This window comes from uncultured Faecalibaculum sp. (assembly GCF_910588395.1).
Lineage (GTDB): Bacteria > Bacillota_I > Bacilli_A > Erysipelotrichales > Erysipelotrichaceae > Faecalibaculum.
Window position 1 is genome coordinate 1 of the sequence record NZ_CAJUPA010000049.1, and the last position, 12,091, is coordinate 12,091.

General features: G+C 51.4%; 7 protein-coding genes. 1 reads left to right on the top strand and 6 read right to left on the bottom strand.

Translation table 11 applies throughout. The annotated features are described in order from the left end of the window. Positions 1-278: 278 nt before the first annotated feature. The 3 genes from cas3 to QZ305_RS10630 form a co-directional block, all read right to left on the bottom strand. Positions 279-3,056, bottom strand: coding sequence for a CRISPR-associated helicase Cas3' (gene cas3 / locus QZ305_RS10620; protein ID WP_294731886.1), 2,778 nt, complete (start codon positions 3,054-3,056; stop codon positions 279-281). 298 nt (positions 3,057-3,354) lie between these two features. Further along, on the bottom strand, positions 3,355-5,109 hold the full coding sequence (locus tag QZ305_RS10625; protein WP_294731888.1) for an ABC transporter ATP-binding protein: 1,755 nt from the start codon (positions 5,107-5,109) through the stop codon (positions 3,355-3,357). A gap of 124 nt (positions 5,110-5,233) precedes the next feature. Next, complete coding sequence (locus tag QZ305_RS10630) at positions 5,234-6,157, bottom strand: Fic family protein (RefSeq protein ID WP_294731890.1); 924 nt, start codon at positions 6,155-6,157, stop codon at positions 5,234-5,236. Positions 6,158-6,397: 240 nt separating this feature from the next. Here QZ305_RS10630 and QZ305_RS10635 point away from each other — a divergent pair, with 240 nt between their 5' ends. Beyond that, positions 6,398-7,039, top strand: a complete 642-nt coding sequence (locus QZ305_RS10635; RefSeq protein WP_294731892.1) for a DsbA family protein — start codon at positions 6,398-6,400, stop codon at positions 7,037-7,039. Positions 7,040-7,149: 110 nt separating this feature from the next. On the opposite strand, the gene QZ305_RS10640 is transcribed toward QZ305_RS10635, so the two are convergent. The 3 genes from QZ305_RS10640 to QZ305_RS10650 form a co-directional block, all read right to left on the bottom strand. After that, positions 7,150-8,169 (bottom strand): AEC family transporter, encoded by a 1,020-nt coding sequence (locus QZ305_RS10640; protein WP_367268831.1) that lies wholly within the window; start codon positions 8,167-8,169, stop codon positions 7,150-7,152. Positions 8,170-8,311: 142 nt separating this feature from the next. Further along, complete coding sequence (uvrB, locus tag QZ305_RS10645) at positions 8,312-10,339, bottom strand: excinuclease ABC subunit UvrB (RefSeq protein ID WP_294731895.1); 2,028 nt, start codon at positions 10,337-10,339, stop codon at positions 8,312-8,314. 125 nt (positions 10,340-10,464) lie between these two features. Beyond that, positions 10,465-11,910: a S41 family peptidase gene (locus QZ305_RS10650; protein ID WP_294731898.1), complete on the bottom strand. Its 1,446-nt coding sequence runs from the start codon at positions 11,908-11,910 to the stop codon at positions 10,465-10,467. Positions 11,911-12,091: the final 181 nt, after the last annotated feature.

Consider the following 12,091-nt stretch of genomic DNA (forward strand, 5'->3'; position numbering starts at 1 on the left):
AAAACTGTTAACTCTTATTTCACCAGAAATGTACACACTCATCTAACCACTAACAATGAGAGTTATTTTCTGTCTGTCATGTTTAACTCTAAACCTAACTCGTTGTACCCTTATGATATCCCTTTCAGAATCAGATTTCAACAATTAAAAAAAGGAAGTTGCAAACTTCCTAACCCTGCAAGTGCAGGGATAAAATGACAACTTCCTTTTTTTACGGATCATCCCAGCAAATGCAGGGATATAAGGGCTGCCTGAAGCCATTATATCCCTGCAAGTACCTATTGATTTGCAATTATTGAAGTCTTCCTGCATTCCAATCCGAATTCAGGAGAATAATGCAGTTCAAATCCAGCCAGTCGGGCATTGCAATTTACGTCCAGAATCAGGATTAGTCTGTCCTTCATCACAGGATTTTTCATCCAGAGAGAAAACACTTTTTCCGTATTCTGCTCCAGTTCGTTGTCGGCTGCTTTGTAAGGTAGTGACGCAGGCAGCGTGATCACTTCCTTCAGCAAAATCTGTATTTGATCAAAAGTCAGTTTGTTATCCGATCTCAATATCACATCATTATCATCCGCTGGATGATAGATACCAGGCATCATTTCCTGGACCAGAATACAGCTGATGCCCGAGTCAATATCTCGGACTCCAGCCACTCCCTTCTGATCCGTGCTTTTTTCGTTGGAAATATTCAGGCCATTGATTCCGTGGTCAACACGCAGTGTTTTATATGGTGGAGAAAGGGGGTGTACACTTGCCTTTGTTTCTTCTTTCTTTTCATCATTCTGGTAAGCTCTGTACTTTTCCTGTTCAGTTTCAGACTGGGCTGTTACATCCGCAGATTCATAAACGATATTCACCAGTTTTGGTATATCCCCGGGAATACTTACAGTATCCGGGAGGTTGTTTTTCGTCTGATATTGAAGCCATCCACTATATACCGCCGACACAGAACTATCTGCTTTTTCATTTGACGGAATCAGTACATGGCAGACAGGTTTCTTCAAATTCTCCGGACGTACCCGGTCTTTGTGGCGATGGAGCCTTCCAATCCGCTGCAGTAGCAAATCCATTGGCGAGAGTTCTGTAATCATCAGATCAAAGTCTACATCCAGAGACTGTTCTATGACCTGAGTCCCTACAATCACCAGTCTGTCTCTGACTTTTTTTCTGGAATCGTCCGTTCCCTTACCCGCAAGGGTCAGGACCTCTGTTTCAACACTTGACCTCCCCATTGCAGTATACCTGGAATGAAAGGGAATAATCCGCCATCCAGTTAATTCTGTTTGAAGGTAATGTGCCACTTCCTGCGCTTTCTTTACCGTATTGACAATAATTCCAGCCACTCCGCCGTCAACAAGATTTGTTGTCAGACTCCGACATATCTTCTCCGCTTCATCCGCTGTGGATACAATCTCTTCCTTTACAATCAGAACATTCTTTTCATTTTCCTCTGCTAACAAAGCCCTGCTGGCAATCTGCTGCCCGTCTGTCCATGTAACCAGCGGGTAGCCGGATGCAGTTTGCCAGTCAGCATCCCCTTTTTCTTTATATTTCTTTCCATAACGTCCTTTCTGGTAAGCGTGCACGAGTTCCACCCTGCGTGATTTCGGTAATGTAGCTGAAAGCAGAATTACAGGTGCATGATAACTTCCCAGCCATTCCAGCATCCTTACCAGATAGACATTCATATACGCGTCATAGGCATGGACCTCATCTATGATGACAGTCTTGCCGGCAATTCCCGCATGGCGAAGCATCACGTGACGCTGATTCAGTGCGGACATCAGTCCCTGGTCCACTGTACCAACCACGAAATCCGACATCATTCCTACCTTTCGCCCCTGCATCCAATCGTGAACAATCAGAGAAGAATCACCTTCTTTCCCATCTTCGTTCAATCTGGCTGTACCATGAGGTATTTTTCTATACTCCTCGTTGAATGCTGCCATTCCATGAGCCAGTTTCATGCTCTGCTTCCCACCATGAGATTCATACTCTACCCATTTTTTAAATCTGGGAAACAGCCCATTGGAAGTGGCCTGCGTTGGCAGCCCGAAATAGATTCCTCCACTGCCTCTTTTTTCAGCAAAAACATCAGCAGCAGCCAGAGCAGCTTCAGTCTTTCCAACACCCATCTGAGCTTCAACCACAAGAATTCCAGGATCAGAGCAGTTACTGACAATTTGAATCAATTCCGCCTGTACCGAATTTGGATGGAAACCAAACATCTTCTCGAACACAGTCTCGTCCATTTCCGGGTTGTGTTTCTGCCAGACACTGGTCAGGGCAAGCTCATCCCATCCTTTCTCTATCCTCTGTGGATAGATATCACTCTCTGAACTTTTATTTATCGGAATCAGTGGAAAATAGGCAGTATTGGAACTGATCCAGTCTGCCTCCACCAGAATCCCGGACAACAGCAGCCAGCTGTTCAGACTTAATGAAGGTATTTCATTGTGGTTGATGCCACATATTCTGCAGGCTGTTTCTGCAATTCTTTCCCATGTTTTCTGCCAGAATTCTTTCTTCTCGACATCACCATACATACCCACAGGATTATCACTTATTAATTTCTTCGCCTTATGGCTGGCATCTCCTAACAACGCATCCTGTGTCTTGCCATGATGTCCTCCGACAACTGATGCAAAGGCTTCCGAAAATCCCAGACTGGCAAGAATCAGCATTCCAGATTCTGAATGATGCATGTAACCGGAAATGCCAAACTGTTTGTATGGCAGCGTATTGCCCCTGAATCCAGCATAGTCTTTGAGTTTTTCCAGAATCATAGACTGAAAGACACAGGTCGCTTTCCCTATATCATGCAGCATCCCGATTAGAGCAAACAGCTTCTCCAGCAATAGAGAATCAATTCCCTGCTGTATGAAAAGCTGTTTTTCCTGTTCAGATACCCGGTGGCGGTATAACTCGACCATGACCCCAGCTGTATCAGTCATATGCATCCACAACGGAAGATAACAGCCATTTTCCGCATCGGTTTTGGCCACCGCCCCTTTGCACGCAGCTTCTAATTCTCCTAATAATTTCCAATCCATATAGCTCACCTCGTACAATCAGATAGTACCCCTTAATCATGCATGATTTGTGTCTATTCTTTGAAAAAGTCACCATTCCCAGCAAAATTCCTCTCCCAAATCTGGTAACTTCCATTTCACCAGAAATGTGCATCCATATATATATCGGGATATTCCACATATACCCCAAAAAATCACCGCAGCTCTCTCCCCCTACCAGGCAGAAAACTGCGGTGTTTTGCTTACTCAAATGACATTATCCGCTGGAGCCTCGGAAACCACCATCGCTTACCGGCTCCGGCATCCATCGGCAGCATTCTCACAGCTGCCCGCTTCTCCCGGCGTCTCCCTCAAACTGGATCCGGCAGTACCGGGCGTAGATTCCATTGCGTTTCATTAGTTCTTCATGGGTACCCCGCTCGGCGATGCCGCCTTCGTCCACCACCAGGATCTCATCGGCGTTCTGAATGGTGGACAGACGATGGGCAATGGTCAGACAGGTGCGTCCTTTTGCCAGGTCCCGCAGTGAGCGCTGAATAACGGCTTCGCTTTCGTTGTCCAGGGCGGAGGTGGCTTCGTCAAGGATCAGGATCTTCGGATCTTTCAGGAACAGACGGGCGATGGAAATCCGCTGTTTCTGTCCACCGGAGAGCCGCGTTCCTTTTTCGCCGACCTGGGTTTGCAGGCCGTCGGGGAGGGAGGCAATGAGGTCCTGCAGATTGGCTTTTTCCACAGCAGCCATAACTTCTTCCTCTGTGGCATCCCATTTGCCGTAGCGGATGTTGTCCGCAATGGTGCCATCAAAGAGATACACATCCTGCTGGACGACACCAATGGCGTCGCGCAGAGAGTGCAGCTTGAGGTCTTTCACATTCTTTCCGTCTACCAGGACGGTGCCGGCGGTGGTGTCATAAAACCGCGGGATCAGACTGCAGATCGTTGTTTTTCCCGAACCGCTGGGTCCTGCCAGAGCGACGTTTTTCCCGGCAGGGATGGAAAAGGAGATATTTTCCAGAACCGGGATGCCGTCTTCATAGGCGAAGGACACATTCCGGAATTCCACATTTCCCTGTACATCCTGCAGTGGCCTGGCTTCGGGGGTGTCCTGAATGTCCGGGATTTCTTTCATGATTTCCTCGAAGCGGCGGAAGCCGGAGAATCCTTTCTGAAACATTTCGGTGAGTTCAATGAGGATCTCCAGCGGGGAGACAAAGACATTCACATACAGTACAAAGGTCGCCAGTTCGCCGACTGAGATCTGATGACTGGCGGCGAGGAGTCCGCCGGCGAGCACAATGGTGACGTAGAGCAGGCCCTGGAAGAAATGGTTGCCGGTGTAGTAGGCGCCCATGGCGCGGTAGTTGGCTTCTTTGGAACGCAGGTATTTCTCGTTGGCTTTGCTGAATTTCCGGAGTTCCAGGGGTTCGTTGGCGAAGCTCTGGACCACGCGGATGCCTTCCAGGGAGTCCACGACAGAGGCGTTGATTCCGGCGACTTTTTTCCGGTTGTCCGCGAAGGTTTCTTCCATGCGTTTGTTCTGGATGGCGGAGAACCAGAGCATGATCAGGGTCACAGCAGCCAGACACAGTCCCAGCTGCCAGTTGATGCAGAGCATCACGGCGAAGGAGCCGATGATTTTGATTAGAGATATGAACAGGTTTTCCGGGCCGTGGTGGGCCAGTTCGGAGATGTCGAAGAGATCGGAGACGATGCGGCTGGTGAGAGTACCGGTGTTGGTGCGATCGTAGAAGCCGAAGGACAGTTTCTGGAGCTGCTCAAAGAGATCCCGCCGCATGTCGGTTTCCATTCTGGCGCCCATGATGTGACCCTGGCAGGTTACGTAATAGCGGCAGGCTGCTTTCAGGATGTACATGGCGAGCATGGCGGGAATCAGCCAGGTGAGGCCATGATAAATCGCATCGGGTCCCTGGACGAAGAGTGTGCCGGTGCACCAGCCGAAGATCAGGGGAAAGGCGATGTCCACGGCGGAGATCACAGCGGCACAGAACAGGTCCATGAAGAACATGCCTTTGTAGGGTTTGTAGAAAGAGACAAAGTACTTGAATGTCTGCATAGTTCACCTCGTTTCCTTATTATAGCGGGTGGCCGGGTGCCAGCAGCACAGATTGTGAGCTCGAAGCGCTTTCAGGTTTGAGGGGTCAGTGGCGGGATTGCCGATGACGGGAAAACGGCAGGGCTCAGCTGGACTGGAGGTTCTCCAGCCTGCTGATTCCATCTGAAAAAGCCTCTTCCAGGATGTCCAGAAACATCAGTACAAAGGGAGTCAGGTCGCCTTTATTCAGTGGGTGTTCCGCTTCTTCAAACGCCCGGTAATACTTCTTCTGATGTTTCCGGAAATCCGATGAGAGCTGCAGCGCTGCCAGGGTACTGAACTCTCCGGAAACCAGAAGGCTGGTGAGGAACCGGTTGAGTCGTCCGTTTCCATCGTAGAAGGGATGAATATAGCCAAACAGAAAATGGAAGACCGCTGTCCGGATCAGAAACGGGATTGCATCATCCTGTGTCAGTTCCAGGGCTGCTTCCATCAGCTGGATAATTTTGCTTTCCGGCTGGATTCCTTTGTGAACGGTTTTCAGCCCATCCGTAACCGCCACAGAATGTGCCCTGAAAATTCTGCCGTCCGGTCTGTTGTGCGGAGTATCCCGGACGATGTCCTGAACCAGCATCGCATCATAGAGTTTGCGGATGTCCTGAGGTGTTTCGGGAAACTGAACTTTCCCGGAAAGCAGGCAAAGATACTGCTCCAGCTGTCCTGCAAACCTGGTTCCGGGCTGGGCAGAAAGCGCATTCTGCAGATCTTTCCGGCTGCAGTGTATGCCCTCAATTGCATTGCTTTGTTCTATTTCCTGAAACAGAGAGTCCATCAGAATCACGGGTAGACAGGGCAATTCAGATTCCAGATGTTCCAGCTGAATCTGCATCTTCCTGATTGCATCACTTTTGGCCGTCACTTCTCCTGCCAGAACCACAAACGCCGGATTCTCTCCTGCAGAGAATGGAAACCGCAGCGTTTCTTCCCCGTTGTATCTTTCCTTATACTTTTGCCGATGCAGTTTTTCATCTTCATGGAACCAGCTTTTCAGCGTTCTGTATTGATTCATATACTCTCCTGTTTCCTCAGTTCGTATCTGTCTGGCTGCGCAGAATCTCGAGCTGTTATGAGGCTTAAAGCCTGCAGTCTTGTTCTTTTCTGCTTTCTGCTGTCTTTGTGCCCCAAGTATATAGAATGCAGTCTGTTTTGATAAGCCCCGCTCATGGCTGTATCTGCCCCTTTCCCCGGGCGTATCATGCAGGTTCCTTTCTTCTTTCCCGGATAATGGTCCTGAAAGAAGGTAATACACATGATCAATATCGTTATGTGGGCTGACCTGCAATGCCCATTCTGTTATGTGGGTGAAACCAGCCTGCAGCATGCCATTGAAGAGCTGGGGCTGCAGGACCAGGTACGGCTGGATATCAAATCCCGGGAGATCCACCGGCCGGAGGATGGCGACGGTGACATGGAGATGTTTGGCATTTTCCAGCAGAAGGATGGATTTTCTCCGGAAGGGGCCAGAGCACAGATTGAAAAAATCAACACCATGGGCCGCGAAGAAGCCGGTCTGATTTTTGATTTCGGCAAGGTGCATGAATCCAATGACCACGATGCGCACCGTCTGTACAAGCTGGCCCGGGACTGCAATCTGGGGCCGCAGGTTCGGGATGCGCTGCATGATGCCTATTTTGTTCAGGGCGAAAAGCTTTCAGATCCCGAGGTCCTGGTCAAAGCCGGCAAGGCGGCTGGTCTGGATGAGGATCTGATCCGGCGAATGCTGGCGGATGGCTGGTATGAAAACGAAGTGGCCAATGATGAGATGGAGTATGAGGCCCTGGCGATTGAATCCGTTCCTTATTTTATAGTGGACCAGGAAGTGATTCCGGAGCATCTGACAAAGGATGAGTTCGTCAAGGTGCTGAAGAACCATTTGCCTGCTGTATCCTGAGATCAGGATCCGGATCGGTCCATCGGCAAAAAAAGATGTGGACTGTCAGAGAGCCACATCTTTTTTTGCATATCCTTGTTCGGACAGAGCTGGACACCTGATTCGATCCATCATCCCATCATGACGGCCAGGACCACATAGACCACCAGCGTTACCAGCATGTTCAGGGTAATGATACCGGAACAGTACGCCCGCTCTTCTTCCGTATGAAGCAGGGGCGTGATCTGCACGATGACTCCGAATCCCACCGGGCCCATGAAATACAGCCAGGCGGCAGCCGCAAAATCCGGGTTTTCCATGGTGGCTGGAAACAGCAGATAGAGAAGCGCGATGATTCCGGCAAAGAGCAGAACCCGTACTGCCACAAATCTGGCCGCTGGCTTGAGGATCCGGGGAGAGAACTCCAGATTGAAGCCGATGATAAACAGAATCAGCGGCAGAATGGCCGCGGTAATGGTGGACATGATCTGCGAATACAGGCCAAACCAGCTGGTCTGCTGCATCCAGGCATAGAGGCCCGTTACGTTCAGAAACAGTCCGGAAAATGCGGCAATGACCATGGGAGAATGGATGATGGTTTTGAAGATTTCCCTGCCGCTGGCTTTTTTGTCGGTATACCCCGGCAGCAGCAGAGGAATGATCAGGAAGCAGAATGCCACACCGGCCAGGTCCAGCAACATTGGGTCTCCGGCGCTGGGTGACTGCGTGCCAACAATGGACAGAAACAGCGGCAGGGCAAAGTTGCCGCCTTCTGCGGTGGTAAGCAGAAAGGGCGAAATGGTGGCATAGGGACCAAACAACCGTCTGAGAAGTGTTTTTCCCAGACAATAGAAAACACAGTAGCAGATCAGAATGACAGCAACGATTCCTGCAATGGATGGCTGCAGCGTGCTGGAGGCCAGCAGGTTGAAGACCATAATGGGAAACAGGAGACCGAACACGATCTGATTGGCACCGTCTTTCTGCTCAGGGGTGATCCATTTGCGGGTCCTGGCCAGCCAGCCAAGGCCTGCCATGAAGAATATAGGTGCGAGTGTCTGCAGAGTCTGCACGGGAATGCCGCCTTTCTGCTGTTTATGGTAAGGCAGAAAGCCGGAAGAACAGGACCGGGATGATTGTCCGGGTGTCACATATCCGGTACCGGCTGAACCTGTTCAAACAGCAGGACGAAGCACCAGGTCCTGCAGAGACTGCGGTTCAGATTCGCATTGAGAAAAGACCCGCCAGTCGCGACGGGTCTTTCTGTGCTTTCTGCTGTAAACAGGATCTGTCTCAGTTTCCGGACTCTGCCTTCAGCTCCAGGATCATGTCCCGCAGCTGAGCTGCCCGCTCGAAATCCAGTTCCTTGGCAGCTTCCCGCATTTCCAGCTCCATATCCTCGATGAGCTTCTGCGTGCCTTTCTTTCCAAGTTTCTTCTTTTTCAGGTAGCGGCTGGTTTCCGCCTTGGTTTCCTTGCTGCGAACCACATCCCGGATGGGCTTCAGCACAGTTTTCGGCACAATGCCATGCTCCTCGTTGTACTGCATCTGAATCGCCCGGCGCCGCTTCGTTTCCGAAATGGCTTCCTTCATGGAGTCCGTCATTTTGTCACCATACATGATGACCTTGCCGCTGGCATTCCGGGCTGCCCGGCCAATGATCTGAATCAGACTCCGCCGGCTGCGCAGGAAGCCTTCCTTGTCTGCATCCAGAATGGCGATCAGACCCACTTCCGGAATATCCAGACCTTCCCGCAGCAGGTTGATGCCCACCAGGACATCGTACTTGCCTTCCCGCAGATCATGGATGATTTCCGTCCGTTCAATGGTCTTCACCTCATGGTGCAGCCAGGCCACCTTGATGTCGAGATTCTTCAGATACTCCGTCAAATCCTCCGCCATCCGCACCGTCAGCGTAGTCACCAGCGTCCGCTGCCCGGCTGCTATCCGCTGTCGGATTTCATCCACCAGATCATCAATCTGTCCCTCTGTGGGGCGCACCTCCACTTCCGGATCCAGCAGGCCGGTGGGGCGGATGATCTGCTCCACCACATGGTTGTCCGTCTTCTCCAGCTCATAATCACCGGGGGTGGCGCTGACAAAGATTGACTGCCCGGTGACCTGTTCAAATTCCGGAAAGGTCAAAGGACGATTGTCCAGAGCGCTGGGAAGCCGGAACCCGTATTCCACCAGTGTCTCCTTGCGGGCTCTGTCTCCGTTGTACATCCCCCGAATCTGGGGCAGCGAAGCATGACTTTCATCCACCACCAGCAGAAAATCCTCCGGCAGATAATCAAACAGGGTATAGGGCTTTTCACCAGGCTTCCGGCCGTCAATGTGCCGGGAGTAGTTCTCGATGCCCGGGCAGACTCCGAACTCCCGCAGCGCTTCTATGTCATACCGGCACCGCTGTTCCAGCCGCTCCGCTTCCAGTGGCTTGCCTTCTTCCTTGTAGAATTTCAACCTCTCCTCCAGCTCCTCTTCAATGGTTCCCGCAGCCCGGCGCATGATGTCCATGCTCGTGGCATAGCCGTTGGCAGGATAAATATTGTAAACCGAATATGCCTGCTGCACTTTTCCTGTCAGCGGATCCACCTGCGTGATCCGGTCGATTTCATCGCCGAACATTTCGATCCGGATCAGATATCTGTCTGTGTGCCCCGGGCTGATTTCAATCGTATCGCCCCGGACCCGGAAGGTTCCGCGGACCGGATCCATGTCGTTGCGCTTGTACTGCTGGCTCACCAGAAAGCGCATCAGCTCCTGCCGGTCGATTTCCTGGCCCACCCGGATGGTTTCAATCATATCCCGGTACTGTTCCGGATTGCTGGCACCGTAAATGCTGGCAACGGACGCCACAATGATCGTATCCCGGTGATTCAGGGCTGCATTGGCTGCCGCCAGGCGCAGCATGTCCAGCTCTTCATTGGTTTTGGTGTTCTTGTCAATATACGTATCGGACTTCGGAATGTAGGCTTCCGGCTGGTAGTAGTCAAAATAGGAGACAAAATACTCCACATGATTGTGCGGGAAGAACTCTTTGAATTCGGCATAGAGCTGGCTGGCCAGCGTCTTGTTGTGGGCAAACACAAGAGTCGGACGTCCCACCTGGGCAATCACATTGGATATGGTGAAAGTCTTGCCGGTTCCGGTCGCTCCCATGAGAACCTGCCACTGCTTTCCCTCTTTTACACCTTCCACCAGCTCCTGAATGGCTTCCGGCTGATCCCCCGAAGGCTTGTAGCTGCTCACCAGCTGAAATGTACCCGGCTCCGCCGTTTTCCGGCTGTCCTTTGTGCTTTGTTCGTTTGTGGTCTCCATCGTTTCCTCCTTCCGCATCTATGTAAAAAGGCTTTCCGCAAATCCGTCTGTCATTCACGCAAAGCCATTGTAAACTCGAAGTTTCCTCTTATCAACAAATTTGTAAACAACAGTGAATTTCTGTGTTATGATTCGCTCGTCAGCAGTGACAGAGCCCGGTTGCGCTGGGCATCTTCATTCCGCTCATTCTGATAAATCCGGATCAGCGTCAGTTCCGTCAGCCGGTCAAAGGACTCCCTGTCCACGACTCCTGTGGGCTCCAGACCATTGTCCGCCTGGAACTGCCGCATGGCCTCGCTGGCGGAGGCATCGAAATAGTCATCCGCCCGGTCTGTCTCATATCCCAGATACTGCAGGAACCGGTGCACCGCTTCGCCGTTTTCGTTCACGGTATCCGGCAGAATCGTTTCCCCGTCCTCCAGACCGGGATAGGTCACCCGGCGGACACTTTCATCCTGTACCTCCACATCCGGTGCAAAGCCGTCTTTGTTGATGCTTTTTCCGGAAGGAGTCAGCCATTCGGCAACCGTATATTTCAGACTTGTGCCGTCGCTGAAGGGAATGCTCACCTGTTCTGTCCCCTTCCCGTAGGTTTTTGTCCCCACAGTCGTGACATTGTTCAGATTGTCCTTCAGTGCACCGATCAGCACTTCACTGGCACTGGCAGAGCTGCCATCCTGCAGGATGACGATGCGGTCAAAATCCGCCTGTCCCTCTTCTTCCGTTTTCAGCAGACGGACCTCGCCGTCTTTCTTTTTCTCCTGGAAGATCACGGAATCCTTCGGCAGCAGCACCTCGGAAATTTCTTTGGCGGCAGAAAGATACCCGCCTGTGTTTCCCCGCAGGTCAATCACCACATCCCGGACTCCCCTGGACTCCAGCCGCTTGACCGCACTTTCAAACTCCTTTCCGGAGTTCTCCGAGAAACTCGACAAGCCGATGAGCCCGATTCCGTCCTCCACTTCACAGGTCACCGTGGTGTCATACTGACCAGGTTCCAGGGTCAGAGACAGCATCTCGTCGCCCCGGCGGACTTCCACCGGCAGCTTCTGACCGCTGTAATTCTGAATGGTCTGGGTGATTTCCTCATTGGAAACCCCTTTGGTATCCTTCGTTCCCACTTTCACCAGCACATCGCCATTCTGCAGCCCCGCTTTGTCTGCTGTGGAATCCAGAAAGACGCTGCGGATTGTCATTTCGTCATCCTCGTTCCGGAAAAAGGAAATTCCCACGCCGACATTCGAACCCTCCAGGGACTGGGAAAAGGCTTTGGCTTCTTCCAGATTGAAGTAATTGGTATGGGGATCTTCTTCCAGACTCGTCATGCCCATGATGGCCTGTTCCGCCAGCCGGGAATCGATGTCCTCCGACTGATCCGCGTAAAACCACCGGTCTTTCAGCAGCTCATATACGTTTTCGACTTTTGCAAAGTCCGGATTTTTATGAGCGTCCATCAGCAGGGGAACAGATACCCCTGCCGCAAAAAACGCCGCGCATAACCCTGTTGTGATCCAGACTGTTTTCTTCAGCTTTCTGCTGTTCTCCAGATTCTCTTTGTTCACCGGCTTCATAATCCCCGTTTTCTGTCCCCCTGACTGCTGCTTTTCATTACTGCCTTTCATTATATGCCCGGCAGCACTGATTCAGTCTCCTGCAAGGCTCATTCCGGCTTTTGAAGAAAGCCGGAACAGAGTATTCAATCGAGTAGAGAGGAACAGGTTAGTGCTGCCCCTCCCTCTCACACCACCGTAC